Annotated in this window: 22 protein-coding genes and 1 pseudogene; 10 read left to right on the forward strand and 13 right to left on the reverse strand. The window is 69.0% G+C overall.

Annotated features, from left to right (window positions below; translation table 11 throughout):
- Positions 1 to 361: 361 nt before the first annotated feature.
- A complete protein-coding gene (locus tag FHX42_RS10245; RefSeq protein ID WP_182543989.1) occupies positions 362 to 1,324 on the reverse strand; it encodes a tyrosine-type recombinase/integrase in 963 nt (320 codons plus the stop codon).
- Between the two features lie 146 nt (positions 1,325 to 1,470).
- Between FHX42_RS10245 and FHX42_RS10250 the strand changes: the two genes are divergently transcribed.
- The gene (locus tag FHX42_RS10250) at positions 1,471 to 1,731 is read left to right on the forward strand and encodes a hypothetical protein (protein WP_182543990.1); all 261 of its coding nucleotides are present in this window, start codon (positions 1,471 to 1,473) and stop codon (positions 1,729 to 1,731) included.
- Between the two features lie 79 nt (positions 1,732 to 1,810).
- On the opposite strand, the gene FHX42_RS10255 is transcribed toward FHX42_RS10250, so the two are convergent.
- From FHX42_RS10255 to FHX42_RS10265, 4 genes and pseudogenes are all read right to left on the reverse strand, one after another.
- Positions 1,811 to 2,926, reverse strand: a complete 1,116-nt coding sequence (locus FHX42_RS10255; RefSeq protein ID WP_182543991.1) for a hypothetical protein — start codon at positions 2,924 to 2,926, stop codon at positions 1,811 to 1,813.
- Between the two features lie 164 nt (positions 2,927 to 3,090).
- On the reverse strand, positions 3,091 to 5,031 hold the full coding sequence (locus FHX42_RS10260) for a Tn3 family transposase (RefSeq protein ID WP_235987163.1): 1,941 nt from the start codon (positions 5,029 to 5,031) through the stop codon (positions 3,091 to 3,093).
- Positions 5,032 to 5,635: 604 nt separating this feature from the next.
- A pseudogene (locus FHX42_RS26580) lies at positions 5,636 to 6,004 on the reverse strand (DUF4158 domain-containing protein); the annotation flags it as partial.
- A 604-nt stretch (positions 6,005 to 6,608) separates the two neighbouring features.
- Positions 6,609 to 7,481 (reverse strand): alpha/beta fold hydrolase, encoded by an 873-nt coding sequence (locus FHX42_RS10265; protein ID WP_182543992.1) that lies wholly within the window; start codon positions 7,479 to 7,481, stop codon positions 6,609 to 6,611.
- An 81-nt stretch (positions 7,482 to 7,562) separates the two neighbouring features.
- On the opposite strand from FHX42_RS10265, the gene FHX42_RS10270 reads away from it, so the two are divergent.
- Positions 7,563 to 8,126, forward strand: coding sequence for a CGNR zinc finger domain-containing protein (locus FHX42_RS10270; protein WP_182543993.1), 564 nt, complete (start codon positions 7,563 to 7,565; stop codon positions 8,124 to 8,126).
- Between the two features lie 531 nt (positions 8,127 to 8,657).
- On the opposite strand, the gene FHX42_RS10275 is transcribed toward FHX42_RS10270, so the two are convergent.
- Together FHX42_RS10275 and FHX42_RS10280 are read right to left on the reverse strand one after the other, a co-directional pair.
- The gene (locus tag FHX42_RS10275; protein WP_182543994.1) at positions 8,658 to 9,575 is read right to left on the reverse strand and encodes an AraC family transcriptional regulator; all 918 of its coding nucleotides are present in this window, start codon (positions 9,573 to 9,575) and stop codon (positions 8,658 to 8,660) included.
- Positions 9,576 to 9,760: 185 nt separating this feature from the next.
- Positions 9,761 to 10,507, reverse strand: coding sequence for a zinc-binding dehydrogenase (locus FHX42_RS10280; RefSeq protein ID WP_235987164.1), 747 nt, complete (start codon positions 10,505 to 10,507; stop codon positions 9,761 to 9,763).
- A gap of 359 nt (positions 10,508 to 10,866) precedes the next feature.
- Here FHX42_RS10280 and FHX42_RS27775 point away from each other — a divergent pair, with 359 nt between their 5' ends.
- Positions 10,867 to 11,487 (forward strand): MerR family transcriptional regulator, encoded by a 621-nt coding sequence (locus FHX42_RS27775; protein ID WP_182543995.1) that lies wholly within the window; start codon positions 10,867 to 10,869, stop codon positions 11,485 to 11,487.
- A 247-nt stretch (positions 11,488 to 11,734) separates the two neighbouring features.
- On the opposite strand, the gene mobA is transcribed toward FHX42_RS27775, so the two are convergent.
- The 3 genes from mobA to FHX42_RS10300 form a co-directional block, all read right to left on the reverse strand.
- Positions 11,735 to 12,328, reverse strand: coding sequence for a molybdenum cofactor guanylyltransferase (gene mobA, locus FHX42_RS10290; RefSeq protein WP_328796026.1), 594 nt, complete (start codon positions 12,326 to 12,328; stop codon positions 11,735 to 11,737).
- A gap of 42 nt (positions 12,329 to 12,370) precedes the next feature.
- Positions 12,371 to 13,726, reverse strand: a complete 1,356-nt coding sequence (locus FHX42_RS10295) for an NlpC/P60 family protein (RefSeq protein WP_182543996.1) — start codon at positions 13,724 to 13,726, stop codon at positions 12,371 to 12,373.
- Positions 13,727 to 14,134: 408 nt separating this feature from the next.
- Positions 14,135 to 14,965, reverse strand: a complete 831-nt coding sequence (locus FHX42_RS10300) for an SIR2 family NAD-dependent protein deacylase (protein WP_407926216.1) — start codon at positions 14,963 to 14,965, stop codon at positions 14,135 to 14,137.
- Between the two features lie 208 nt (positions 14,966 to 15,173).
- Between FHX42_RS10300 and FHX42_RS10305 the strand changes: the two genes are divergently transcribed.
- From FHX42_RS10305 to FHX42_RS10335, 7 genes are all read left to right on the forward strand, one after another.
- Complete coding sequence (locus FHX42_RS10305) at positions 15,174 to 17,258, forward strand: molybdopterin oxidoreductase family protein (RefSeq protein ID WP_182543997.1); 2,085 nt, start codon at positions 15,174 to 15,176, stop codon at positions 17,256 to 17,258.
- Entirely contained in the window at positions 17,255 to 18,649 is a 1,395-nt protein-coding gene (locus FHX42_RS10310) for an FAD-dependent oxidoreductase (protein ID WP_182543998.1), read from the forward strand. Before FHX42_RS10305 ends, FHX42_RS10310 begins: the two co-directional genes overlap by 4 nt.
- A complete protein-coding gene (gene nirB / locus FHX42_RS10315; RefSeq protein ID WP_182543999.1) occupies positions 18,646 to 21,168 on the forward strand; it encodes a nitrite reductase large subunit NirB in 2,523 nt (840 codons plus the stop codon). Before FHX42_RS10310 ends, nirB begins: the two co-directional genes overlap by 4 nt.
- Positions 21,165 to 21,488 (forward strand): nitrite reductase small subunit NirD, encoded by a 324-nt coding sequence (nirD, locus tag FHX42_RS10320; RefSeq protein ID WP_182544000.1) that lies wholly within the window; start codon positions 21,165 to 21,167, stop codon positions 21,486 to 21,488. The genes nirB and nirD overlap by 4 nt, the downstream gene beginning before the upstream one ends.
- Positions 21,489 to 21,608: 120 nt before the next feature.
- Positions 21,609 to 22,109, forward strand: coding sequence for a hypothetical protein (locus tag FHX42_RS26585; RefSeq protein ID WP_235987165.1), 501 nt, complete (start codon positions 21,609 to 21,611; stop codon positions 22,107 to 22,109).
- 74 nt (positions 22,110 to 22,183) lie between these two features.
- Complete coding sequence (locus FHX42_RS10330; protein WP_182544001.1) at positions 22,184 to 23,815, forward strand: hypothetical protein; 1,632 nt, start codon at positions 22,184 to 22,186, stop codon at positions 23,813 to 23,815.
- A 367-nt stretch (positions 23,816 to 24,182) separates the two neighbouring features.
- Positions 24,183 to 24,416: a hypothetical protein gene (locus FHX42_RS10335; protein WP_182544002.1), complete on the forward strand. Its 234-nt coding sequence runs from the start codon at positions 24,183 to 24,185 to the stop codon at positions 24,414 to 24,416.
- A gap of 8 nt (positions 24,417 to 24,424) precedes the next feature.
- Here the strand turns inward: FHX42_RS10335 and FHX42_RS10340 are convergent, their stop codons facing one another.
- The 3 genes from FHX42_RS10340 to FHX42_RS10350 all read right to left on the reverse strand — a co-directional run bounded on the left by FHX42_RS10340 (position 24,425) and on the right by FHX42_RS10350 (position 26,648).
- The gene (locus tag FHX42_RS10340) at positions 24,425 to 24,763 is read right to left on the reverse strand and encodes a hypothetical protein (RefSeq protein ID WP_182544003.1); all 339 of its coding nucleotides are present in this window, start codon (positions 24,761 to 24,763) and stop codon (positions 24,425 to 24,427) included.
- A gap of 94 nt (positions 24,764 to 24,857) precedes the next feature.
- The gene (locus tag FHX42_RS10345; protein WP_182544004.1) at positions 24,858 to 25,661 is read right to left on the reverse strand and encodes a DNA-formamidopyrimidine glycosylase family protein; all 804 of its coding nucleotides are present in this window, start codon (positions 25,659 to 25,661) and stop codon (positions 24,858 to 24,860) included.
- Positions 25,662 to 25,670: 9 nt separating this feature from the next.
- On the reverse strand, positions 25,671 to 26,648 hold the full coding sequence (locus tag FHX42_RS10350; RefSeq protein ID WP_182544005.1) for a TIGR03557 family F420-dependent LLM class oxidoreductase: 978 nt from the start codon (positions 26,646 to 26,648) through the stop codon (positions 25,671 to 25,673).
- Between the last annotated feature and the right edge of the window lie 29 nt (positions 26,649 to 26,677).

The raw sequence follows: 26,677 nt of genomic DNA on the forward strand, positions 1-26,677 counted from the left end.
TGCAATGTTTTCCGAGACCAAACATCAGAGCTCCAGGTCTAGACCCCTGGGGGACCAATGGGCGGAAATCCGGCGTTAAGCTCGGTGAGCGCTGGTCAGATGGCTGCAGAGGGTGGTGCGGGGCACTCCGTAGAGGTCGGCGATCTGTTGGACGATCCAGGCACGGGAGTCGTACTTGGCTTGAGCATCGGTGGCCTGCGCGGCCGACGGCTTCGGCTTACGACCACCTTTGCGACCCCGAGCACGGGCCGAAGCGAACCCTTCGCGGGTGTTGGCCTGGGTGATGTCCTTCTGGAACTCGGGGTCTGAGTAGCAGGCCCCGTACTCCTGAAGCTGTCCTGAGGGGCAGAGTAGAGCGGAACTATTCGTCGGTGAGAAGTACCGAGTCGAGGGCGTGGGCGCGGTCGGCGGCCGAAGAGCGGGTGTAGACGCGGGTGGAGTCGAGTTTGGCGTGGCCCATGAGGTCGGCGACGGTGACGACGTCGACGCCGCCTCGTAGCAGTTGCGTGCCGAAGGTGTGCCGCAGTGTGTGTGGATGTACCCGTGCCTTGCCCGCGTGGGGGCCGGCGTCGTGCACGAGCCCGGCCGCTAGGGCAATGGCGCGGACGACGGTGTTGACGCTGCGTACGCTCAGGCGTCCACCGCGGTGGTTGAGCCACAGCGCCGCTGACTCGCCGGCGGCGGGCCAGTCTGGTCGTTCGTCGAGCCAGACGCGCAGGGCCTCGCGGGCGGTACGGTGCAGTTGCACTTCGCGGTAGGTGCCGCCGTCGCGGCCCTTGCCAGCGCGCACGATGACCTTGCCTCGGCGGGTGGAGATGGGCACGTCGGTGATGTCGAGTTGGGCGAGCTCGTCGGCGCGCAGGCCTGTGTACAGCAGCACCAGTACCACTGCGCGGTCCCGTGCCGAGGGATGGCGTTGTACGGCGCGCAGGAAGCGGCGCTGTTCGCCTTCGTCGAGTGCTTGCGGCGCGGTGGCCGGTTGCTGCTCACGGCGGGCGAGCGGGCGGCCCAGCCCGAGGTGGTGGGTGTAGAAGTGGTCCAGCGCCGTGAGCATCGCGTTGATCGTGGTCGGCTTGGCCTTGCGGACGGTTTTGAGGTGGGCGCGGTAGTCGCGCACGGCGAAGTCGCGGGCGTGGGCCTCGGCCAGCGGATCACCGTCGAGGGTGGCGGTCTCGGCGAGCCAGCTCAGGAACCCGGCTACGCGGGAGGCATACGCACGGCGGGCGCCGTCGGAGAGGTCGGCCCGTGCCAGCGCGGTCCGGTAGCCGGCAAGGACCCGGCTCAGGCGTGCGCCCGACGTTGTTGCGGGGAGGGGCTCAGCCACGGGTCTCCCTGATATCGGAAGCGATTCGGTGACAGTGGAGCCTCGATACTACCCTGATATCGGAAGTGTCCTGCTAGGGTGGCTTCCGATATCCAGCGGTATCGGAATCGGTGCCGTGTGGGGCGCGACAGGAGGTGCCAGCGCCGATGCGTATTACCGCGGTCATCGTCGGCCTCGCGGTGGTGGTCGGCGCGGTCGGCTACTTCGTCGGAGGCCAGTGGATCGCTCCGATCCAGAACCGCGCAGTGAGCATCTGCGCTGAACTGGGCGGCTACGACAGTGGCGGCAGCGTGTCCTGGCGCGTGGGGGTCCCGGCCGGCTGGGTCTGTCACCACCCTGGAGGCCAGACCTTCCTGGGCTGGACCGCTCCCTTCGAGGAGTCCTACTACCACACCCCTACCCGGTGATCTCTGGCTGATCGGTGAGGCCTCGAAAAACGTCTCGGGGCCGAGCAAGCTCTGCTCGGCCCCGAGATAGGTGCGTAGGTCAGGGTCGTGTGCTGGTGGGGCGCGTTCCTACCGGACAGACGGGCCAGTCGGGAACGCAGATGACCCAGGCGGGATGGATGTCCTGCGTCGCGTCGGCGAAGATGCAGAACGTGCCGTGACACTGACCGGGGATGCGGTGGCCGCGTTGGCCTTGCAACTTGGCCCAGTCATTCCGGGTGTTGCCCGCGCCGGTGCGGATGTAGTTGCTGTACTGGAAGTTCGCCTGAAGCTTGAGCGCATCGGAAGTGCCGATCGTGAGGTACCGTTCGCCGGCTGGGTCATCGAAGGTGGTGTCCAGGTAAGCATCCGGCATGGTCGACGACCAGTAATCGGCGTAGCTGCCGAAAAAGTGCTGGCCATCGTAGTTGTTGATGGCGAAGTCGTGCTCATAAGTGACGTTGGGACCGTGGCACTTGAGGTTGGCCAGGTTCGCAGGGGTCCAGCCGAAGTCCAGCGTCAGGTTCCGCAGGTTCAGGCCGTCGACGTTCATACCGATGGCGTCGCTGACCGGTACGAAGTTCGGCGCACACTGAGCAGCGGTCGACGTGTCGGCTGTGCTCGTGCGGGTATTCGCCGTTGCGGGAGCGGTGGGTTGGGCCGTGCTACCGCGTTGGAGCAAACGCTGGACACTGGCCGATTCGCGGGCACCAGAGACCTTCGCCCGCGTAAACGCGACCTCACCGTTCTTCAGAGCTTGCTGGGCGGAGACGAGCAGGCCTGTGGTGGCCGGCGCGGGATTCGCTTCGGCTCGTTCGGAAGCCAGCTGGGCGGCCAGCCCGTCTTGGAGCTGACGCCGGGCGGCCTCGGCGGCTCTGGGGCCGGCCTGCAGGCCAATCCCGACAGTGAGATCCGCGGGCTGGCCCGGAAAGACCGTGACCAGCTGCACCCTCCCCAGCGCAGGGTCGGACAGATAGGAGCCGACCTCGGTGGTCGTCAACGGCTCCGAGAAACGCACCTGCAGCGGAGCACCTGTTGCCTCGGTCGGAGATTGCGGTGCGGCAGACGAAGGTGCGGACGACGTTGCTGTCGCAGGCACCGCCGCCAGGGACACAGCCAGTGCGGCGGCACCGACGACGGCGCCGAGACGATACGGACGCATCGTGAAGTTGTTCACCCCATGACAAGACGCTGTGGTATGTGAAGAAGTTTCACTACATCGGATCACCGCGTGGATAAATACCGCCATTGGAGTGATACATGTGCGTGTGTAGTGGAGAAGCACTGTGGAGCGGGGACTCGATATCCCTCCATGCTTCCACCACCAGGGCCTCCGGCGAGCTAGTTGGCCAGCTCCAGACATCGGTCCATGTCCAGCTGAAAGCGTCCATAGGGGTTGATGTTGGACCAGAACAGCGGGCTCAGGGCGCGGCGCTCGTGGGGGCCGAGGAGTTCGTCCCAACCGGGGCTGTCGAGGACGTGTTGCAGCAGCAGGGTGTTGACGTGCACCAATGCCGACTGAAGTAGGTGCAGGGCGAGCATGGAGACTTCGGCGGACTCCCGATCAGGGCCGGTGAGCTCGCTGTTTTTACCGTAGAAGATCACGCCGTTGCCGGAGTTCCAGTTCTCCACGACCTGCAGCCCGCCGTGGATCTCGCGACGCAGGGCTTCGTCGGCGAGGTAGTCGCAGGCGAAGATGGTGCGCACCGCTCGGCCCAGTTCTTCCAGGGCTTGGTAAGTGGGGTGTTTGGGTCCACCGCGGGTGAATCGGCGCAGGATCGACTCGGATTCGGCCGTACCCAGGCGCAGTGCGGTAGCGTATTTGATCATTTGGTCGTACTGCTGGGCGATGAGGTCCCATTTGATCGGCCGGGTGGTCACCGGGCCCAGGTGGGCGTAGGCGACGCCCTCGTCGGGCTGGTACAGCCGGATGGAGCCGATGTTTTTCAGCCGGGGCAGCAAGCGGAAGCCGAGTAGTTCGGTGAAGGCGAAGCCGACCACCGACGCGCCGTGGGTGTCGACGTAGTTCGCGTCGATCTCGGCGGTGGTGCAGTGCCGCAGCAACCCCTCGATCATCGCCGCGACCTCCGAGGAGGAACAGCTTTTGAGCTGGGAGTAGATGCAGGTGTGCTGGCGTTCGACGTGCCAGTAGATCATCACCCCGGGTCCGCCGTAGCGCTGGTGCCACTCGGTCATCAGGTTCGACTCCCACGAGCCGAACTTCTTCGAATCCGACGCGCAGGCGGTGCCCTGGCCCCACCATTGCGGGTCACGGGCGTCGAACGTGGCGCCCACGAGCTTGGCCACGGCCGCCCGGAGATTGTCGCGGGTGAGGAAGTGCCGCCGCACGTGCCGCAGCTCGCGCTCGGTCTCGCCGTGGTCGCCGGTGGCCACGAGCTTACGGATACCGATATTGGTGCCCAGCGCGAACAGCACCAGCAGCAACCGGCGCCGCAGCGTGTCGCGGTCGAGATTCTCGCGGGAGGCCACCGAGGTGAATTCGCTGGTGAACTCGGTGAGGAAGTCAGCGTCTTTGAGGACGTCGAGCAGGTCCATCGTGCCCCACCGGCGGGTGACTTCCTCCTTGACCGCGGTCAGGGTGCGGGGCTCCGGTAGCGGGTCGAGTTTGGGCACCGTGGTCCACGGCTCGCCGCGGCGCCGCGTAATCCGCACTCCGCCGGTGGTGCCCTGGGCCAGGGCGGTGTCGTAGCGGTCCAGTGTCGCGGTCATGCGCTGCTTGAGGTCGGCGACGAAGGTCTCGGCCTCGCGGGGTTTGCGCAGCGCCTCGTAGTGCACGTCGCGGGTAGATTCGAAGTCGGCTGGCAGGTCGTCCTCGGGATTGCGCCACTGATTCCCGCCGGCCACGTAGACCTCGCGGCGTCGCAGCGCCTCCCGCAGCGACACCAGCACGCACAGCTCGTACGGGATGCGCTCGATCCGGCCCTTCTCGTCGACCACCGCCTCACGCCAGGCTTTCGGCACCACTCCCTCGACCGGCACCGACTCCTCGCCAGCGTAGAAGCGGACCTTGCCATCGACATCGCGATAGCGCTGCAACAGCTCCAAAGCCTGCATGATCGGCCGGTAAGCGGTGTTGTTGCAGCGAAAATCCAGCGCGGCCAACAGCGGCGGCAACATCCGCCGATAGTGGTTCGAATACGAGCCCCGCAGCACCGTGCGCACCCGAGACCGAAACGCCTGCTCGGTGGCCTTGGCCTCTTTGACCAGCTCCTGCAGAGTCTTCTCGCCGACGACCGGATACAGCGGTGCGCACCTGCTCATCCGGCTGCTCCAGCGCCGTCTCGGCCATCCGAAACAAGATGCCCTCCTTGCCCCGCACCCGACGCAGATCGTCGGTGAGCTCGTGCTCGACCTTGCGATCCGCCTTCGTATTGATCTTGTGCACAAGTCTGATCAGCAGGTCCACCAGCGCATCAGTGATCTCGCTTTGGCGCATCCAACACAACGCCGCCAACAGCGTCAGCCGCACCTCGCGTGGAGAATCCCGCAGGTCGGACGGGTACGAGCGCATCGCCCGCGCCCGCCAGGCGGCCACCAGCTTCTCCGAGGCATCGGTGAACAACCCGTCCGGCAGCCCCAGCTGGCGCACCGCCGTCAGCTTGTCAATCTCGGCCAGCACCGTCTCCAACCCAACCTGGCCGGGATCGGCTTTCAACTCCGCCAACAGACCCCGACGCGAGGAATCCTCGTCGGCAACCAGCGCCTCCAGAGCGGCCACACACGCCTCGGGCAACCGCTCGACGGTGCGCTGGCAAAACCGCTGCTCGAACGTCGACCGAGCCGAGCCAATGATGCGGTCCAACCGGCCCGGCGGCTCGATCCCGTCGGCCCGACACCGCACCAACACCGCCTGCCGCAACCGGTCCTCACGCAGCTCGACCGGGCAGACCTCATCGGCCAACCACCCAGCCAGCTTGTCCTCATCACCCCGGGAGAACTCGCGGAAACCGAACGCGGCCCGGACCTGCGCCCGATGCTCCTTGATCGACCGCGAACGCCACGAGTAGTGGCCGAACACCTCGGCATCCACGCCGACCTGCTCAGCGACGTAGCCGACCGCTTGTGGTGGGACTTCCTCGGCATAGCGTGGGAACCGCGCCTCGATCTCGAAGAACTTCAGCAACAACGCGAACCCGAGCCGGGTCGCCCCGGACTTGTTGCCCACCAGACGCCAGTCATCGCCAGCCAGCGTCCACGACTCCACCAGTTCATCTGAGGCCCACTCGCGCTGCACACGCGCACGCTATCGAGCCTCCAGGCCAGCATCTCACCGGGATCGTTCTACTTTGCCCCTCAGGACAGCTTCAGGAGTACAGGGCCTAGCAGGAGTACCGGAGGATCCTGTACTCCTGCTACTCAGACCCCAACTCGGCGACGGCGGCCAGTATCCGGTAGCCCATCCACCCTTCGGCGGTGGTGGGGCTTGGGTGTGAACGACAGACGGCGCCAAACTTCAACGCTCCTGATCGGAGACGCGGCCTGTCGGCGCGCTGAAGGACTGTGGGCCGGTACCGCAGATAGTGCGACCCTCCCCGCGGAACCATCCCAATGGCGAAACCGCATCAGCCACCACGCAACGTCCACCAACACGAACACCACTTAGCGCACGATCCCGCACAGACGTTCCCCAGACCCAGGGACGTTCCCGCCCGGAGGGTGAAAACGACGTTGTGCCGCACAGGAGATCGATTCCCGCCTGCTCGGTTCCTTTGGCGTGGTCTTCTTTGCGCCGTTCGCGAATGAATGCGTCCTTGGCCTCGACCAGTAGCGACAGGTCGGCAGTTGAGCAAGTGCCTCCGGGAGCGGCCCGCTCCACCATGACGACCGGCTGGACGCGACTACCGCCAGGTGCGGTCGAGGAAGTCGGCGATGAGTGGCGCGATCTGGCTCAGGTGGTCTTCGAGGGCGAAGTGGCCGGTGTCGAAGAGGTGCAGTTCGGCATCGGGCAGGTCGCGCAGATAGGCGCGGCCACCGGGTTCGGGGAAGAACGGGTCGTTGCTGCCCCAGGTGATGAGCGTGGGCGGGGTGTGCTTGCGCAGCCAGGCCTGCCAGCGGTCGTAGCGCTCGATGTTGGAGTGGTAGTCGAAAAGCAGCGCCAGCTGTGCTTGCTGGCGCTCCGGCTTGTCCAGGAAGTACTGGTCCAGGATCCAGCCGTCCGGGGCGATGAGTTCGGGCTCGGCCACACCGGTCTCGTACTGGCCGCGCGTGGTGGCCAGGGTGAGGAGGTCTCGAAGGGTGTTCTCGGCGTCGGGGTTGTCGGGGTGTTGGGTGAGCATGCTACGGGCGAGCTCGGAGAGCCCCTCCTCGTAGGCGTTGCCGTTCTGCACGACCAGCCCGGCGATCCACTCGGGGTGGCGTTCGGCGAGGCGAAAGCCGGTGGGGGCGCCGTAGTCGAAGACGTACATGACGAACCGGTCCAGTCCGAGCCGCTGGACGAAGCCGTCGGTGACCTCGGCGAGCCGGTCGAAGGAGAAGGCGAAGTCATCCGGGGTCTCGGTGTGGCCGAACCCGGGTAGATCCGGAGCGATCAGCCGGTAGTGCGATCCGAGGACGTCGATGAGGCGGCGGAACTGGTGCGAGGCCGAGGGGAAGCCGTGCAGGAGCAGCAGCACGGGTGCATCCGCCCTGTCGGGCAGCGACTCGCGGTAGAAGACGCGGACACCGTCGACGTCGACGTGCCGGTGGGCGGTGCGCGTGATCCGATCGGACATCGTGCTAACTCCTTAAGTGGTCGATAATCCATTAGTACGTGACACGTACTAATGCGTCAATAGACGAGGTACCATTAGCCTATGAGTGACGAAGCCCCGCTCGTCGGCGAGCCGCTGGCGTTGGACCTGGTCAACACCCGCCCGGTTACGGGTGATCTGCTCACCACGCTTGACGGGCTGCGTGCTTGGCTCAGGCTTCAAGCCGACCGGTTCCCGGAGATGCACGAGATACTCACGCGGCTCACCAAGGAGGACCTGGCGGACGTCCGGATGATCCGCGAGCACACGGCCGAAGCTCTCGCCCGCGTTCGCCGGGGCGAACGCCCTGCCGAGGCCGACCTCGAAGCGCTCAACCGCACACAGGGTGCCGCGCCCCTCATCAACGAACTGAGCTGGAACGGGTCGACCACCACTGGCGCCCGACGGCGCATCGGCCCGCCCGGAACGCGCCTCGCAGGCTGGCTCGCCGAAGCCGCCGCCGACCTGCTGTCCGATCCAGCGGTCGCCAAGATCCGCGAGTGCGCGGCCGACGATTGCGTGCTGCTGTTCCTGCCGGCTCACTCGCGCCGCCGCTGGTGCTCAGCCGCCCGCTGCGGCAACCGAGCCCGCGTCGCCCGGCACTACCAGCGCCACAAGACCGGATAGCCGAAGCCCTCTGGGCTGATCCGGCCCGGGGGCCATCGGGCGGAAATCCGGCGCTAAGTCCGTTTGCACCAGCCGCTCGTCATGACGAGTGGCTGGTGACCAGCGCTTCCAGTCTTGCTGCGCTCTCACTGCCCGGCTCGTTCGGATACGAGGCCGCTCGGCAGCCTGTCGCTGTAGATGGCGCACACGAGTTCGACAGCACTTTACTGCTGCGTCCCTGGGTCTGGGGAACGTCTGTGCGGGATCGTGCGCTAAGTGGTGTTCGTGTTGGTGGACGTTGCGTGGTGGCTGATGCGGTTTCGCCATTGGGATGGTTCCGCGGGGAGGGTCGCACTATCTGCGGTACCGGCCCACAGTCCTTCAGCGCGCCGACAGGCCGCGTCTCCGATCAGGAGCGTTGAAGTTTGGCGCCGTCTGTCGTTCACACCCAAGCCCCAACGATGTGCTCAGCGATGATGAGGCGCGTCGCCCGTACCCACCCGCCCGGATCGCACTTGTGCTCAAGTGTTGCCGGTGATCGCCTGCCTGCGATCACTTGCGAAGTCGAGAACGGTACTCGCCCGGGGGCATGCCTCGGGCACGTCGGAAGGCACGGCTGAAGGCGTGCGGAGAGGCGTAGCCGACCGCGCCGGATATCGACTCGACCGGCTCGTCGGTGTCGCGGAGCCGAACGGACGCCAGGTCGATGCGCCACCGCGTCACGTACGCGCCCGGCGGCTGTCCGAGGGCGGACCGGAAGTGCCTGGACAGCGTCGTCCGGGAGACCGCCGTCGCGACCGCCAAGGACTCGGTGGTCCAGGGGTGTTCCGGTCGGGCATGGACACACACCAGGGCGTCGCGCACGACCGGATCACGCATCGCGCCCAGCCATGATCCCGACCGCGTCTCCGAGTGGCGGGCCAGCCAGACGCGTACGAACTGGATGAGCAGAAGGTCGACGATGCTGTTGACGGCGGCGGTGGTGCCGAACTGCGGCTGCGCGAGCTCCGCAGTGAGAAGCTCGACGGTCTTTCTGAGCTGTGCGTTCTCCCGGCTCGTGACGTGCATCGGCCGGACGAAGGAGGTGAGCACCGGCGTACTCACCTCCGGGTCCTGCTCGTAGCGCAGGACGAGCACTTCCGTCTGCGCCGGCCTCGACCCCAGGTGCAGGGCGCTGCCGTCGGTGAGGGCCTGGACCGTCGCCTTCCGATCACAGGGACCCATCGTCGTACCGGACCCGCTGGCTATCCCGTGGGCGGTGCCCGGCGGCAGCAGGACGGCGTCTCCCGCCTGCACCTCCAGGGGTTTCCCGCCCGGGACTTGGAGCCACATCGTGCCGCGGGACACCACGTGCAGTGCCGCTCCCGGATAGGGGTCCAGCCACAGGCCCCAGGTTCCTCCAGCCTTCAGCACGACCCCGACCGCCCCTCGCGCACTCGATACACGTAGCGCCTCCGCGAGTACGTCCATCGTTCCCTCCTCGTCGACGGGCGTTTCAGACCACGTCAAGAACGATCTTTCCGTGCACCTTCCGCGCGAACAGCGCCTGGACGGCGTCGTCCACGTCCTGCCAGTCGCCTCGCAGCCCGACCGGTGCCGAGAGCCGCCCGGTGGCCTGAGGCCCAGCAGGTCCGTCAGCTCCCCGCTGGTCGGCGTCATGTCGCCGTAGGTGGCGATGCTGCGGGGTTCGCCGAAGCCGAACAAGACCCCTGACGGGAACGTGGTGTCCTGCCCCGAGGAGTAACCGACCACGTGGATGGTGCCGCCCTCGGCGAGGGAACTCCACGCCTCGGCCACCAGCGGCCCACCGACCGTGTCCAGGACGAGTCGAACCGGTACTCGGTCTCGGTCAGGTCGGTCAGGACCTTGTCGGCCCCGAGTTCGCGGAGTCCGGCGGACCGGTCCCGCGAACCCACGAGTGCCGTCACCCGGGCGCCCGCCAGTGCCGCCAACTGGACGGCGAAGTGCCCCACGCCCCCGCTGGCGCCGGTGACCAGGACGTTGCGCGCCAGCAGGGAACGCTTGCGCAGCACCCGCAGTGCGGTGACTCCGGCGATCCCCAGCGCGGCACCGTCGGCCAGATCCACGCCCTCGGGGACGATGCCGAGCGAGGCGGGGCTGACTGCCACCCGCTCCGCCCACGCGTGGGAAGACATCCCCAGCGCGACGCGCGTACCTTCGGGTGGCCCCGAGCCGTCGGATGCAGCGCACACCACGACGCCGGCCGCGTCGTGACCGTGCACCGCGCCGGCCGGCCACTGGTACGCGTAATTCAGCTCTCCGAAGTTGAGACCGATGTGCCGTATCTCGACCAACGCCTCGCCGCTGGACGGCACGGGCATATCGACCTCGGCGAACCGGACGGGTCCGGCCTCGCCGTGATCGACCACAAGGGCGCGCATGGGTGTGTTTCCTCCTCTCGTGGATGCGCCCGAACATTCGGCGCGAAAACGGACGGAACGCGCGAATGCCGCTCTGCCGCCTCCTTGAAACCCTACGCATGCCCAGCACAGCGACCAGTCCCGTGAGAACCAATCAGTTGACGATCTGTATCAGTGCGGCTCGCGCGCGGCGTCGAGCTCTGCACGCATCCGGTGGATGACGGGACCGCCCAGTCGGCGTAGGCGGTCGCGCTCCTCGGACTCGTCCGGCCCCGCGCCGCAGTCGCTCGACCCGCTCCGCGCCCTGACCTCGCGGTGCGCGTGGACGGCCAGCTCCGCGCTTGACCTTCGAGTCGACTCGAAGATCCAGATTCGCCGGTATGACCGTGCTGCTTGTCTCCGAACTGGCCGAACGCTCCGGCTTTCCGGCGTCCGCGCCGCGTTTCTACGAAGAGCAGGGCCTGCTGCGCGCGGACCACTCTTCGTCCGGGTACCGCCTGTTCGCCGAGGACACCGTCGACCGGCTCGCTTTCATCTCCGCCGCCGAGCTCTTGGGTCCGGACCTGGGCGAGATCGACGGCCTCGTGGCCGTATGGGACCAGGGTTCGTGCGCCCAGGTACGCGCCGACCTGCAAGAAACGCGCACCGACCAGGCCCGGACGCGGAGCACCGAACTGGCGGCGTTTACCGGACGGCTGGAACAGGCGCGCGCTCATCTGGCAGGCCCGAGCCCGACGGGCCCTGCGATCCCTCGTGCGCGTTGCTGCACACCCGCGGCCCGGCTCCGCTGTCGGCGCCGGTGGCCGAAGCGACCACGCGCCGTCCGCTCCCCTGATGTCCGTCCCCGTGGTGGCGTCCACCCTGGACGCTGGCCGCACCCCTGCGGAGGGCGGGCTGTGCCTGCACCTGTCCGGCGAAGTCGATGCGGCCGAACCGGCTCGCCTGGTCGCGGCCGAACGGAGGTGCTGCGACTTCTTCGTCTTCGACCTGCACCTGGGTGAACGCGCCATCCTGGAGGTGCACGCCCAGGAGCTACTCGCCGACGTCTTCGCCGGCCGGCCTTGGATCGACGTGGGCGAGCACGAGCCGATCAGCGGTGAACAGGGCGTCAGCACCCTGGCCGATCACCAGGCCAGTGCCCTCCGCGACCGGATCTACGCAGCCCTGCATGACGGTCCGCGCATGGAGTGGGCGACGCCGACCGACGGCGGAGACCGAGCAGGGAGTCCAGGAGACTATCGCTCGTTTTCACGGTTCTTCCCCAGACTTCTTCTCCCCGTCGCCGCCGCGACGCAGGTCTTCGGGAGTGTCGATATCGCACGCCTCGGAGCCCACCGCCGGGACGGACAGCGGGTCCAGCGGCTTCAGGAGAGAGCGCAGGGAACGTCCCTGCGCGTCGGCGGGCATCGCCCGGCGCAGCGCAGGAGCTCTCCACACTCCCACCAGCCACTGCGGCACCCCCTCGGGGTCACCGAGCACGCACCCGTGGGCCGCGGGACGCGCCCGCAACGCCTCCGTCAGACGGTCAACCGTCGCTTCGGTGACGTCGGGGTGATCCGTGGCCAGCACCGCCACGTACTCCACGGAATCCGGCACGGCACGCAGCCCGGCGTCCAACCCGGCCAGCGGTCCCCCACCGGACGGGGTCTCCCGCGTCCACACGACCTCATGGTCGGTCGGGCGCCACGGCCCGACCACCACGACGGGGGCGGCACCGGACACGGCGTCGAGCGTGCGATCCAGCAGCGTACGACCGCTCACCCGAATCATCGCCTTGTCCGTCCCGCCGAGCCGACGTGCCCGACCCCCTGCCAACACCATCGCCGCGAATTCGACCGTCACACCCGGATGATGCCCACTCCGGTCACGCGCACCCGAACCCGGTCAAAGCATCCGCACCGCGTAGGGAGCGATTCCGTCGTAGCGCACCGAGGTCACGCGCACGTGAGCACCCGAGTAGGGGGCCTCGATCATCCTCCCGTTGCCCACGTACAGCGCGACGTGGTGCACGTTGCCGCCGTCCTGCCAGAACAGCATGTCCCCCCGGCGCATCTGCGACAGCGGCACCCGCTCGCCGGCCCGGTACTGGTATCCGCTGTAGTGCGGAAGATCGATGCCGACCCCGGAGAAGGCGTAGACCATCAATCCCGAACAATCGAACCCGATCTTGCGGTAATCACCGTGCGCGTCGGCGACACCGCCGTCGTGGACGCCCTTGGTCGGCCCGTGGGCGTTGCCTCCGCCCCAGGCGTAGGTCACCCCGAGCTGGGACCTCGCACGCTGCACGACCGTGTTGACCGCACTGGGGGCCCGGGCGGAGTTCGTCGTGTCCGCACCACTGGATTCCGCGGTGCTGGGCGCCCGCGCCGCACCGGGCGCCTCATTCGCTGGTGTGTCCTGCGCCGTCGCGTCTTGTTCCTGGGCGCGGCGGTCGGCTACCCACTGCTGGTGGCGCCGACGTTGTTGCCGCAGCTCTCCGACGTTCGCCCGAGCGCGCTCGAGCTCGGCGGCGAGGTGAGCCTTCTCCTTCCGGAGTTCGTCGGCACGTGCCCGTTGGGTCTTCTGCAGGGCCACGGCGGCGTCCTTGGCGGACTCGGCCGCGGCTCGCGCCCGCTCGGCGGCCACGCGTTTGGCCTCGGCCCGCTGGGCGGCCTGCCGCGCCACGGAGTCGACGTTGGCCTTGCGGGTGCGGGCGCGGCGTAGATCGTCGAGTACATCCAGTTGCTTCCGACTGATCACGTCGAGCAGGCTGGCTCGTTCCAGCATCTCCTGCGGGCTCTCGGCGTTGAGGAACGACGGTAACGAGCCGATCCGCCTGCCTTGCTTGTAGCTGCCGGCGACGAAGGCGTCCAGTCGCTTGCGGTGGTGCTCGACGCGGCCGGCGGCGGCTTCGGCCCGTTCCGCGCTCGCCGCCACCGCTTGCCGTGCCCGCTGGTAAGCCCGTCGGGCTCGGCGCAGATCGACCCGGGCCTTGTTCGTGGCCTCCCGCTTGGTCTCGACCCGCACGGACAGATCGTGCAGTCGGGATTCGGCCACGGCGAGCTTGTTGGCCAGCTGACCGACTCGTTCGGCCTTCTCACGCGCCTCGGCGCGTTCGGAGGCGATGCGCTCCCGGCCGGGATCCGGCGGTTGAGGCGCGGCCCCGACCTCGGGTGTTCCCAGCGGCAGGGTCAGGACCACGGTCATGCTCAGGGTGCTGAACCAACGCAGCGCACGGGACCGACCGGCCGGTGCGGTCACGGCCGTCACCTCCTCTAGCCCATCATCCGTTCGGCTCAAGATTGCTCCGTTCGGGGCTATGCAATCGATCACGGACTGTGCCAGGGAGGTCACTACTCAGCCACTTGGAAAGCGGGAGTCACGCTCAAAGACATCCATTTGGGTGACCGAAATCCTCGGGCTCGGAGTCCGAACAGGACTTCGACGTACCGCTGCGGACCGCGGAAACGCCCGACGTGCGCGTGCGGGTACGAGTCGGTCGGGCCGCACTCGAACTCAGCCACGCGCAGATCGACCGCGGCGCGCGACGACGGCCTCGCGAATCGACGCCTCCACCTTCGACGCGGTTACGTCGAGGACCATCGGAGTCCGGCCGGTGAGCATCAGCTCGGACGCATGACGACGACGCCGCAGCCGAGCGAGCCGGGGTCAGCGCCAGGTACGGGGATCGCCCCAGGTGTGTACGGGCCGTTCGGGGGTCGACGGTGGAACGGCCGCGAGCGCGGGCAGTACCTCGTCGAGCCCGCCCCGCAGCACCGCCGCGGCCTGGTCGTCGTACGGGGTGGGCTCGGCGTTGCAGATCACCAGGTCGGCGCCCGCCCTGGTGGCGAGCTCGGCGAACCCGGCGGCCGGATGCACCGTCAGCGAGGTGCCCGCGGCCAGGAACAGATCGCAGTCCAGCGCGGCACGATGCCCCTGACGCAGCACGCCCTCGTCGAGGGACTGCCCGAAGGACACGGTCGCGGACTTGAGAATGCCGCCGCAGGTCAGGCAAGCAGGGTCCGGTTCACCGGCGGCGACCCGCTCGAGAGCGGCGCGCATGGTCCCGCTCTCGCCGCAGTTCAGGCACACCGTGGCGAACATCGTCCCGTGCAGTTCCAGCACCCGTTCGGGGGCCAGCCCCGCGCGCTGGTGGAGTTCGTCGATGTTCTGGGTCAGTACAGCACGCAGCCGCCCGGAATCGTCGAGAGCGCGAAAGGCCTCGTGCGCGGCGGTGGGCACGGCCTCCCACGCGGGATTCTCCGCTCGGCTGCGCCAGGCCTGACGACGCACTTCGGGGTCGGCCACGTAGCTGTCGATGTCACTGAGCCGCTGGGCAGTCGGGTCCTTCGTCCACACCCCGTTGGGGCCGCGAAAGTCGGGGATGCCCGATCCGGTGGAAATACCGGCTCCGGTCAACACGGTGATCCGTTGCGCCGCGGCGAACAGCTCCCGCGCCTGTTGCCATTCCACGGAGATATCAGTGCCACGTTCCACCACGTCCCCACAGTGCCACGAACCGGCGAACCGAAGCTCTCCGGCACCGCGGGAGACGAATTTTCACGGCGGTAACGCGCGGCGAGTCGCCCGGAAACATCATCTTCCCACTCTTGGTCACGGCCAGGAAAATGATCCACGGGCAGCACGGCACCGTGCTCCGCCGACCCGGCCGCCGAGGCGACCGCGAACTTTGCCGAGGAGTTCTCGGATGAGTGAACAGACGACAGTGGCGACGCACTGCCCTTACTGCGCGCTGCAGTGCGGGACACGGCTGAGTCGGTCCCGTGACGGCGTGACGATCACCCCGTCCCGGGACTTCCCGGTCAATCAGGGCGGGTTGTGCCAGAAGGGGTGGACGGCGCCGGCGCTGTTGGACACTCCCGACCGGCTGCGGGAACCACTTGTGCGTGGCCGGGACGGCACGCTGGTGCCGACGAGCTGGGACGGCGCGCTGACCACGATCGCGGACCGGCTGAAGCGGATCATCGCCGAATCCGGGCCGGAAGCGGTGGCGGTGTTCGGCGGTGGTGGGCTGACCAACGAGAAGGCGTACCTGCTGGGCAAGTTCGCCCGGGTGGCGGTGGGGACCAGCCAGATCGACTACAACGGCCGGTTCTGCATGTCGGCGGCCGCCACGGCGAGCACGGCCGCGTTCGGCCTGGACCGGGGGCTGCCATTTCCGGTGACGGACCTGGCCGAGGCGGACGTGGTGCTGGTGGCCGGGGCGAACCCGGCGGAAACGATGCCACCGCTGATGCAGCACTTGTCCCGACCGGACCTGCTGGTCATCGACCCGCGCAGCACCCCCACCGCCGAGTCCGCGGCGCTGCACCTGCAACCTCGGCCGGGCACGGACCTCGCCTTGGCGCTGGGGCTGCTGCACGTGGCCGTGATCGACGGGTGGTGCGACACGTCCTACGTGGCCGAGCGCACCACCGGGTTCGATCAGGTGTGGGCCCGGGCCGCGGCGTGGTGGCCCGAGCGGGTCGAACGGGTCACCGGAGTGCCGGTGTCCCAGCAGCGGGAAGCGATGCGCCGACTGGGTGCGGCCGGGCGCGGTTACGTACTCACCGGTCGCGGCGCCGAGCAGCACAGCAACGGCGCCGACACGGTGGCCGGGTTCATCAATCTCGCCCTGGCCCTGGGACTGCCCGGCCGCGACGGCAGCGGCTACGGCTGCCTGACCGGCCAGGGTAACGGCCAAGGTGGCCGCGAGCACGGCCAGAAGTCCGACCAGCTACCGGGTTATCGCTCCATCACCGACCCGACGGCCCGCGAGCACGTGGCCCGGCAGTGGGGCGTCGCGTCCGAGTCGCTTCCCGGACCGGGCCGCAGCGCCACGGAACTGCTGGAGGCGCTGGGCACCGAAACCGGCCCGCGGGCACTGCTGGTGTTCGGTTCCAACCCGGCCCTGTCGGCCCCGCACTCGTCCCGGATCGCCGAACGGTTGGCGGCGCTGGACCTGCTGGTGGTGGCGGATTTCGTGCCCTCGGAGACCACGGCGACCGCCGACGTGGTGCTGCCCGTGACCCAGTGGGCCGAGGAGGAGGGCACCCTGACGAACCTGGAGGGGCGGGTCCTGCGGCGGCACCGGTTGCTGTCACCACCCGCCCGGTCCCGCTCCGACCTCGACGTCCTGCAGCACCTGGCCACCCGGCTGGGCCAGCCCGCCCACCGCTTCCCCACCCGGCCCCGCGAGGTCTTCGACGAGCTGTCCCGCACGTCGGCCGGTGGCCCGGCCGACTACTCAGGCATCAGCTACGAGCGCCTCGACTCCGGTGCGGCGCTGCACTGGCCCTGCCCGCGAACCGACCCGCAGCACCCGGGCACTCCCCGGTTGTTCCTGGACGGCTTCGCCCACCCCGACGGGCGAGCCCGCTTTCGCCCCGCGGACCACCACGACCCGGCCGATTCCCTGAACAGCACCTACCCGCTGTGGGCCACCACGGGACGCTTGCTGGCGCAGTACCAGACAGGGGCCCAGACCCGGCGCGTCAAAGAACTCGACGAAACGAGCCCGGGCCCGTTCGTGTCCGTCCATCCCGACACCGCCTCCCGCGCGGGCCTGCACGAGGGAGGATCGGCTCACGTGCGCTCCAGACGCGGCAGCGTCCTCGTGCGGGTGCGGGTGGATCCCACGATGCGTACCGACACCGTGTTCCTGCCGTTCCACTTTCCCGGGGCCGGGCGGGCCAACCTGCTGACCCCTTCCGCGCTGGATCCCCGCAGCGGGATGCCCGAGTTCAAGGTCTGCGCCGTGCGCGTCGAGCCCTGCTCGGAGTGGACGCGATGAGCCGGCTGGTCGTCATCGGCAACGGTCCCGCGGCGCACCGGCTCGTCGAACGGCTCGACGAGCTCGGCTACGACGGCGAGATCACGATACTCGGCGCCGAGGCCCGCCCCGCCTACAACAGGGTGCTGCTGCCCGCGGTGCTGGACGGCAGTCTGGGCCCCGACGCCGTCGGGCTGGACGAGCCACCCACCGGGGTGCGAGTGCGTCTCGGTGTCACGGTCACCGGCATCGACCGCGCCCGCGGGCTGGTGCACACCGACACCGGCGCGGTCCATCCCTACGACGAGGTGGTGCTGGCCACCGGTGCCCACCCCCGCATTCCCGCTGAGGTCGCCGCCACCGCCGGGGTGTTCCCCCTGCGCACCACCGAGGACTGCGACGGGATCCTCCGCGCCACCGGAAACGCGGGGCAGGTGACCGTGCTCGGCGCGGGGGTCCTCGGTGTCGAGGCCGCTCTCGGGCTGGTCGCGCGTGGCCTGCGGGTCACTCTGGTGCACCCGCACCAGCACCCGATGAACCGCCGGCTCGACGCCGCGGGCGGTCGGGTGCTGGCCGAACAGCTGAGCACCCGCGGAATCACGCCGTACTGGGGACGCCGGGTCCGGGCCTACCGGGCGCCGAGGCTGGAACTCGACGACGGGCAGGAACTCGACACCGCCGCCCTCGTCGTGTGCGCCGGTGTCGTCCCCGCCGTGGAACCGGCCCGCGCGGCCGGGCTGGCCGTGAACCACGGGGTACTCGTCGACGAACGGCTGCGCACCAGTGATCCCGACATCCACGCCATCGGCGACTGCGCCGAGCACGCCGGGCGCACTCCCGGCCTGCTCACCTCGGCTTGGGAACAGGCCGAGGTCCTGGCCGAACTGCTGGTGCACCCGACCACGCGGACTCGCTACGAACCGAGCGCCGAGGTCGTCCGGCTCAAGGCACGCGACCTCGACGTGGCCGCCTTCGGATCGGGGGCACCGGCCGAGGACGCGGAACTGGTCACGCTGTCCGATCCCGCCCGCGCGCGCTACGCCAGGCTGCTGCTGCACGACGATCACGTGACCGCGGCGGTGCTGCTCGGGTTCGACCGGGCCATCGCCACCCTGACCCGCCTGTGCGCGGAAGGTAGGGAGATACCCGCCGACCGGCTGGCCTTCCTCCTCGGCACCACCGCCCGCTACACCGGCTCCGCCGAGCCCGGCCCGGACACGGTGATCTGCCGCTGCAACACCGTCACCAGGCGGGCACTCAGCGAGGCCTTCGACGAAGGTGCCCGCGACGTGCCCGCGCTCGCCGAAATCACCCGTGCCACGACCGGGTGCGGCAGCTGCACCGACGAGGTGCGTCGCCTCTGCCGCACGCTGGTCGCGAACGCCGCTACCGAACAGGAGACCGCCGCATGACCCGTACCCTCGTCGTCGTCGGCCACGGCATGGTCGGCCACCGCCTGATCGAGACCCTGCGCAGCCGCGACGAGTCCGGGAGCTGGCACGTCGTCGTCCTCGGGGAGGAAGCGCACCCCGCCTACGACCGCGTCGGTCTTTCCTCCTATTTGGACGGAAAAACGGCCGCGGATCTGAGTCTGGTCAGCCAGGAGTTCCACACCGACCCGCGGGTCGAGCTGCGACTGAACACCGGGGCCGCAGCCATCGACCGCCGGAACCGCACCGTGACCACCACCGACGGTGCCGTCCTCGGCTACGACGCGCTGGTGCTGGCCACCGGGTCCCGCCCGTTCGTCCCCCCGGTGCCCGGCCACGACCTGCCGGGCTGCCACGTCTACCGCACCCTCGACGACCTCGACGTCATCCGCGAGCAGGCCACGCCGGACCGCCCCGGCGTGGTCGTCGGCGGCGGGCTGCTCGGACTCGAAGCCGCCAACGCGCTGCACACCCTCGGGATGACGACCCACGTCGTGGAGATGGCGCCCCGGCTGATGCCGCTGCAGGTCGACGAGGGCGGTGGACACGTCCTCAACCGCCTGATCGGCGACCTCGGCCTGCACGTGCACCCCGGCGCGGCCACCGAGACGATCCACGCGGACCGGGAGGGCCGCGTCGACGCGGTCACCCTCTCCGACGGCACGCGGCTCGACACCGACATGGTCGTGTTCTCCGCCGGAGTGCGGCCCCGCGACGAACTCGCCGACGCGGCCGGGCTCGAACGCGGTCAGCGGGGCGGTTTCCTCGTCGACGACCGCTGCCGCACCGGTGACGCGGCCATCTGGGCCGTCGGGGAATGCGCCGCCGTCGAGGGGCGCTGCTACGGGCTGGTGGCGCCGGGCTACAGCATGGCCGAGACCGTCTGCGAGCAGTTGCTCGACCTCGGCGACGCGCGGTTTCCCGGCGCCGACATGTCGACCAAGCTCAAGCTCCTCGGCGTCGACGTCGCCAGTTTCGGTGACGCCCACGCCGCCACCGACGGAGCCCTGGAGGTCGTCTACGCCAACAACGCCGCAGGCACCTACGCCAAGCTCGTGCTCAGCGACGACGCCCGGGTCCTGCTCGGCGGCGTGCTCGTCGGCGACGCCGGTGCTTACGCCACGCTGCGGCCGCTCGTCAACCGGGAACTGCCCTCCTCCCCCGAGCAGCTGCTGCTACCCGCAGGCGGCGGCGTCAGCACGGGCGCGCTGCCCGACGATGCCGTCGTGTGTTCCTGCAACAACGTGTCCAAGGCCGACATCACCGGCGTCATCGACGCGCAGCAGGCCGCCGACGTCGCCGGGCTCAAGACCTGCACCAAAGCGGGCACCAGCTGCGGTTCCTGCGTTCCGATGCTCGAAAACCTGCTCACCGAACGCGGGGTGAGCGTGTCCAAGGCGCTGTGCGAGCACTTCACGCAGTCCCGCGCCGAACTGTTCGAAGTCATCAAGGCCACCGGCATCACCAGCTTCTCCGAACTCGTCACCCGGTACGGCAGCGGGCGTGGTTGCGACCTCTGCAAGCCGGTGGTGGCCTCGATCCTGGCCAGCCTCGGCAGCCCGCACATCCTCGATGACGAGCAAGCCGGGCTGCAGGACACCAACGACCGCTTCCTGGCCAACATGCAGCGCAACGGCACCTACTCGGTGGTGCCCCGGGTTCCGGCCGGGGAGATCACGCCGGAGAAGCTGATCGTGCTCGGCCAGGTGGCCCGCCGGTACGGGCTCTACACCAAGATCACGGGTGGGCAGCGCGTCGACCTGTTCGGGGCCAGGGTCGAGCAGTTGCCCGAGATCTGGCGGGAGCTGGTCGAGGCCGGTTTCGAGTCCGGTCACGCCTACGGCAAGGCGCTGCGCACCGTGAAGTCCTGCGTGGGCACCGACTGGTGCCGCTACGGGGTGCAGGACTCGGTGACGATGGCGATCCGGTTGGAACTGCGCTACCGGGGGCTGCGCGCACCGCACAAGATCAAGGCCGGGGTTTCCGGGTGCGCGCGCGAGTGCGCCGAGGCCCGCTCCAAGGACTTCGGCGTCATCGCCACCGAGCAGGGGTGGAACCTCTACGTCGGAGGCAACGGCGGTTTCAACCCGCGACACGCGGAACTGCTGGCCGCCGATCTCGACGAGGAGCGACTGATGGTCCTGATCGACCGGTTCCTCATGTTCTACGTGCGCACGGCCGACCGCTTGCAGCGCACCTCGGCCTGGATCGAGTCGCTGGAAGGCGGGTTGCAGCACCTGCGCAGCGTCGTGGTCGAGGACTCGCTGGGAATCGCCGCCGACCTGGAGTCCGCGATGGACGAGCACACCCGGGACTACACCGACGAGTGGTCCGGGGTGCTCAACGATCCCGAAAAACTGTCGCGTTTTGTGTCCTTCGTCAACGCCCCGGAGACCCCGGACCCCACCATTCGATTCACCGAGCAGCGCGGGCAGATCCGGCCCGCCCCGGTGGAGCTGCCCGTCCCGACCGTGCGCACCGACCAGGAGGTATCGGCATGAAATGGCACCGCGTATGCACCGCGGCGGCACTGCCCCCCGAGTACGGCGTCGCGGCGCTGCTCGGCGAGGACGGCGCGGCCGTGTTCCGCACGGCCGGAGACGGGCTGTTCGCGGTGGGCAACGTCGATCCGTTCAGCGGCGCGGGGGTGATCAGCAGAGGCATCGTCGGCGACCGAGACGGTGAACCGACCGTGTCCTCGCCCATGCACAAGCACGTGTTCTCGCTGCGGACCGGCACATGCTTGGACGAGCCCTCCGTCGCGCTACCGACCTATCCGGTCCGCTACCGCGGCGGGGACGTGGAAGTCGGACTCACCTGAATCGGACACGCGAAAATCTCGCTCCACCTCTTTCAGGAGCGAAGCGTGCTCGTCAACTTTAGCCGCCGTTGGTTTTGTCGTATCCTGGATTATTCCCGCAGTTTCCCGAAGGGAGCAGCGATGACCACAGCAACAGGATCCGGTCGCTCCAGGCAGCAATCCAGCCGCAGCAGCCAGTCCGGCAAGCAGTCCGGTAGCCAGTCCGGCAAGCAGTCCGGTAGCCAGAGCAAGCAAAGCAGGCAGAGTCAGCAGCAGCAAACGACTCAACGGCAGGAATCCGCTCGGCAGCGGACCGGTGAAAGCGCCTCCACCGGGCAGACGGACGGTGGCCAGACCCGTGCCACCACGGTCGACCTTCCGTTCGTCACCGCCCAGTTCCGCATCCCCGAGATGCGGCTGCCCAGCGGTGAGGACTTCAACTCGGCCGCGGACTCCGTGCGTTCCCAGCTGCCCTCCCGCGAGGACTCGATGTTCTACGGGGGCCTCGCGGCCGGAGCCGCTTTCGCCCTGATCGACTGGCCGGTGGCGCTGGCCATCGGGGTCGGTCACGCCATGCTCTCCCGAGGCACACGTCCGCAGGAGTCCGGCAGCTCCTCGTCCAGGAGAGAAGCCACCGCATAACCGTCGGTGCCCGCGCGTCGGCGAGTGCCGCGCGCCGCACCGTGATAGGGAAAGGAGTACGGAAAGGAGCTTCGATGGTGCTCGGTCGGCTGTTGTCGACGGCCTCGGAAGCGGCGAGTTCGGTGGTGCGCGCGACGAGTGCACTGGCCGGTTCCCCCGCCGGCAGACGCAGCTGGAGCAGTGGGGATCGAACCCACCTGGAAGTTCGGGGCCTGCACCGGAGCGACAACGCCGCCCTCGCCGAGGCGGTCCGGCAGCACCTCCGCTCCCGGCAGGGAGTCGAGGACGTCCGGATCAACGCCACGCTGGGCCGAGCGATCGTCCGCCACGATCGCGAGCTCGTCGGTACCGACGAGCTCGCGCGAGTCCTCGGAGACGTCGAACACGAACACGACCTGGACCACGCGGAAACCGCACCGGCAGGAGAGCACCATCCCGGCAACCCCGTGCCGCTGCTGAGGGAGGTCGGGGCCTTCGGGGTGAGCGTGGTCGGTCTCGGGTACGCGGCGGCCACGTCCCTGCCCCCGATCCGGCTGTTTCCCTCCGTGGTTCCGGCCACGGTGTCACTGGTCGAGTCCGTGCCCTGGATGCGCTCGACCGTGCAGCAGTACCTCGGCAGGCAGGCCACCGACACCGTGCTCGCGACCGTGAGCACCGTGTCCCAGGTGCTGGCGCGGAGCCCGCTGGCGTTGACGGTCACCGCCTGCTACCGACTCTGCGCCTGCCGCGAAGTGCTCGCCCGCCACCACGCGTGGCACCGCTGGGAGCGGTCCGTCGGCGAGTACCCGCAGGTGCATCACGCCGACCCCGTCGAGGCCGTGGCACGGCCACGTCCGCTTCCCAGCGGCCCGGTCGAACGAGTCAGCGACGTGGCCGGGACGCTGGCATTGCTCGGCTACGGCGCGACGCTGACGCTGGCACCGCAGCGCGCCGTGGCGATGATGCAGGCGGCAACGCCCCGAGCGGGCAAAATGGGGCGGGAAGCCTTCGCCACGCAGCTTTCGACCACGCTGTCCGGACGAGCGAGCCTGGTCCTCGATCCGGACGTGCTGCGGCGGTTGGACCGGGTGGACACGGTGGTGCTGGATCTTCCGGCGTTGCCGAGCGCGGAACTGGCCGCGGCCGCCCGGTCGGTCGGGCACGTGGTGACCACCGAGCTCGGAGCCGACGGCGATCACCTCCCCCTGAACGCCACCGGTCTGGCCGAGACCGTGCGCGAGTTGCAGACCGAGGGTGCGGTGGTCGCCGTCGTGTCGGCCCGCGACCGCCCGACACTGACCGTCGCCGACGTCGGCATCGGCGTGGTCGGGGACTCGGGGTCACTGCCCTGGGGAGCGCATGTCACCTGCTTCGATCTCGCCGACGCGCGGACCCTGATCGGGGCCGTGGCACCGGCACGCACCACGAGCCGGTACAGCGCGAGGCTGACGGTGGTGGCCTCGTGGCTCGGTGCCCTGTTCGGCTCGCTCGGCCCGGCCTACGGTTCCTCCTCCCGAGCGTCGATGCCGATCGGCGCGTCGGCACTGATCGCTCTCGGCCTCGGCACGTGGTGGGGGACGCGGGCCACCACGGGCCAGCACTCACCTCGGTACTCGATCGGGCCCTCGCACTATGGCAAAATCGAGGAAACGAGCAGCGATGACGACACGCACAGTCGACGAGTCACCGCCCCCACAGCGGCGTGTGAGCAAAGCCACGACCCGTGACGGGCCTGTTTCGAGGCGTTTTACCCGATGTTCACTCCATACCCACCTCGGGCTCACTACAGTGCGTCACACTCTGTCGCGAAAGCAGTTCCCATGCATTGGACGCGGGAGAAGCACGGATCATGCCTCCTTTCCTGACCACCGTTTTGACCAGCGTGGCCGCCGCCCTGGTCGAGGCGCTCGTACTGCGTCTGGCCAAGGCCGCGTTCGTCCGGGTCACCACCCAAGCCGGCTGAGGCCCCACCGACACGACGGTTCCCGATACCCGATCACGTCCGGGTCGTGTTCGGCCTGCGGACTAGCTCGCTACGCGGCACAAGCACCAGCCGGCACCGGAAGCCCCGCCGACGAGCCGCACGGCACCGAGGTGCTCGCCCCGGAGCCACCGGACCAGGATCGTGGCCACCATAGGCTCTCCGGGTGGACCACCGCGCTCGCCGCGGGCGCGGAAGACCCGTTCACGGCCACGATCCCGGTCAGCTACGCCGGCACGGTGCTGATCAACACGGTCGAGGACCGCCTCCGAAAGGCTCGCCGCGCGCTCACGAAACAACTCGCACGCCGTCCGCTCCGCACGGCACAGACCGGTAGCCGCGCCTGACGCGAGGATCAGTGGTGTTCCTTGCCCTTGCCGGTGTTGGTCCTGGTGCCGTGCTCGGTGGGACGCCCCGGTTCGCGGGGACCGGCGGGATCGACCACCGAACCGGACCGCTTGTGTCCGGGTACGTCGGAGGGCTCGCTCTCCGACCCCGGCGTCGGGCTGGCCCCGCGCCGGAGCTCGTCCATGCGGCTGGTGAGCACTTCGATCACGTGCACCCGGTTGGCGTGCTCGCGTTCATGATCCAGCAACTGCTGGATCTCCTCCTCGGTCAGGGAACGGATGCGGTGCCCCAGGGTGGCCAACGGAAGTTCGTCGTAGTTGGCCAACGGCAGGTTCGGCTCCGACACGGCCGCCTCCTCTCGATTCGTCCCACGGTGACTGAGTTCGTCGCTCTCTTGGTCATACCCACACGAGCGCGCCGCCACGCCTGCCGAACGGTCCTCACTCCCGCTGGCACCCGGGACACCAGACGGTGCCCCGGCCGGCGATCTTGCCGCGCTCGAGCCGGTCGTCGCATCGGGGGCACCGCCCTCCGGGCTCGTCCCGGTGACCGGTCAGCCACGAGGGGCGGTCCGGGACGCGCTCCACGCGGACGGCCTGACGCAGGACAGAGCGCATGCTCGCGTGCACGTCCCGCAGGCGCGCGTCATCGAGATCGGTGGTGCGGCAACGCGGGTGAACACGGGCTCCCCACAGGATCTCGTCGACGCACAGGTTGCCCAGTCCCGCCAGAACCGACTGCTCCATCAACGCCGACTTGATGCCACGGCGCCCGCGGGCGAGGCACTCGTGGAACCGCGCGGGGGAGACCTCCGCCGCGTCGGGCCCCAACTCCCCCAGGACCGTTGCCAGGTCGGACTCCCGGCGAAGCGGATGCAGCCCCTTGAGCTTGCGCATGTCCCGGTAGCGCAACTCGCCGTGCTCGAACGTCACCACCGCCCGGTCGTGCGGATGGGCCTGCTCATCGAACCGGCACCACACCAGCATTCCCGTCATCCCGAAGTGCACCAACACGCAGGGGGTGCTCTCGTCCGTGTCCGCCTCGTCGACGACCGGCAGCACCAGCCACTTGCCGAACCGGCGAGGCCGGCCCATTCGACGGCCCCGCAGCAGTTCCTCCAGTTCGGACGCCGTCCCGCGCCGCACCACCCGGGGGTCGTGGACCCGGACTTGCTCGATGCGTTGTTGCGCGGCGTGGTCGGCCACCACGCGGCGAAACCCCTCGACGTCCGGCAGCTCGGGCATCCTCGACGGTCACCCGTTCACGCGCCCGTGTTCACCGGCCCGGAGCCGGGGCGCGAGGTGCTGGGAGAACGCCTCGAAGAAGCGGTCCTGCTCGGGGCCGATCTGCTGGAGGTAGAGCTCGTCGAACCCGGCGTCGTCGAACTTCTGCACCGCCTCCAGCACCCGCTGCGGATCCGGTCCGCAGGGGAAGTGCTCGGCGGCCATGTCCTCGGTGACCAGCTCGGTGGCCGAAGCGAAGTCGCGGGGCGTGGGCAGTGTCTGGGGCAGGGTTCCGGGCAGCAGTTCACTGCCCCACAGGCGGCGGGCTGTGGCCGCGCCCTGCTGTTCGGTCTCGGCCCAGCACACCTTCATCCCGGCCTGGGCCGGTTTGCCCTCGCCACCGGCGGAGTGGAAAGCACGCACCAGCCCCGAGTCCGGGATCATGGTGCAGAACCCGTCCCCGAGTTCCCCGGCCACCCGGGCCGCGCGGGAACCGAAACCCGCCACGTGAACCGGTATGCGCTGCTCGGGCAGCGTGTGCAGCCGGGCGTTTTCCACCGTGTAGTACTCACCGCGGTGGGTGATCTCCTCACCGGTGTGCAGCTTGCGGATCACCTCGCAGGCCTCGGCCAGCATCGACAACCGCACCTCGACGGGAGGCCAGCGCTGTCCGGTGACGTGCTCGTTGAGGGCCTCACCCGACCCCACCCCGAGCGCGAACCCCCCCGAGCACTGCACCGCGGCGGTGGCCGAGGCCTGCGCGAGCACCGCCGGATGGATCCGCGTGGTCGGGCACGTGATCGCCGTGGTGATCGGTAGTGCGGTCACCTGCGACAGCGCGCCGATCACCGACCACACGAAGGGACTGTTTCCCTGCTCGTCCAGCCACGGGTGGAAGTGATCGGAGATCCACAGGCAGTCGAAACCGGCTTGCTCGGCCATCGTGGCCTGCCGCACCAACTCGTGGGGACCGAACTCCTCACAGGACAGAAAGTAGCCCAAACGCATGCCCCCGGCATACCCGTGCTCGGCGCGAT

Origin of the sequence: Halosaccharopolyspora lacisalsi (assembly GCF_014137975.1) — a bacterium.
GTDB lineage: Bacteria > Actinomycetota > Actinomycetes > Mycobacteriales > Pseudonocardiaceae > Halosaccharopolyspora > Halosaccharopolyspora lacisalsi.

Excerpts from the sequence above, each read along its gene's own strand:
- FHX42_RS10250 (WP_182543990.1), top strand. The coding sequence starts at position 1,471 with ATGCGTATTACCGCGGTCATCGTCGGCCTCGCGGTGGTGGTCGGCGCG.
- FHX42_RS10260 (WP_235987163.1), bottom strand. The coding sequence starts at position 5,031 with ATGAGCAGGTGCGCACCGCTGTATCCGGTCGTCGGCGAGAAGACTCTG.
- FHX42_RS10265 (WP_182543992.1), bottom strand. The coding sequence starts at position 7,481 with ATGTCCGATCGGATCACGCGCACCGCCCACCGGCACGTCGACGTCGAC.
- FHX42_RS10270 (WP_182543993.1), top strand. The coding sequence starts at position 7,563 with ATGAGTGACGAAGCCCCGCTCGTCGGCGAGCCGCTGGCGTTGGACCTG.
- FHX42_RS10275 (WP_182543994.1), bottom strand. The coding sequence starts at position 9,575 with ATGGACGTACTCGCGGAGGCGCTACGTGTATCGAGTGCGCGAGGGGCG.
- FHX42_RS10280 (WP_235987164.1), bottom strand. The coding sequence starts at position 10,507 with ATGCGCGCCCTTGTGGTCGATCACGGCGAGGCCGGACCCGTCCGGTTC.
- FHX42_RS27775 (WP_182543995.1), top strand. The coding sequence starts at position 10,867 with ATGACCGTGCTGCTTGTCTCCGAACTGGCCGAACGCTCCGGCTTTCCG.
- FHX42_RS10305 (WP_182543997.1), top strand. The coding sequence starts at position 15,174 with ATGAGTGAACAGACGACAGTGGCGACGCACTGCCCTTACTGCGCGCTG.
- FHX42_RS10310 (WP_182543998.1), top strand. The coding sequence starts at position 17,255 with ATGAGCCGGCTGGTCGTCATCGGCAACGGTCCCGCGGCGCACCGGCTC.
- nirB (WP_182543999.1), top strand. The coding sequence starts at position 18,646 with ATGACCCGTACCCTCGTCGTCGTCGGCCACGGCATGGTCGGCCACCGC.
- nirD (WP_182544000.1), top strand. The coding sequence starts at position 21,165 with ATGAAATGGCACCGCGTATGCACCGCGGCGGCACTGCCCCCCGAGTAC.
- FHX42_RS26585 (WP_235987165.1), top strand. The coding sequence starts at position 21,609 with ATGACCACAGCAACAGGATCCGGTCGCTCCAGGCAGCAATCCAGCCGC.
- FHX42_RS10330 (WP_182544001.1), top strand. The coding sequence starts at position 22,184 with ATGGTGCTCGGTCGGCTGTTGTCGACGGCCTCGGAAGCGGCGAGTTCG.
- FHX42_RS10345 (WP_182544004.1), bottom strand. The coding sequence starts at position 25,661 with ATGCCCGAGCTGCCGGACGTCGAGGGGTTTCGCCGCGTGGTGGCCGAC.
- FHX42_RS10350 (WP_182544005.1), bottom strand. The coding sequence starts at position 26,648 with ATGCGTTTGGGCTACTTTCTGTCCTGTGAGGAGTTCGGTCCCCACGAG.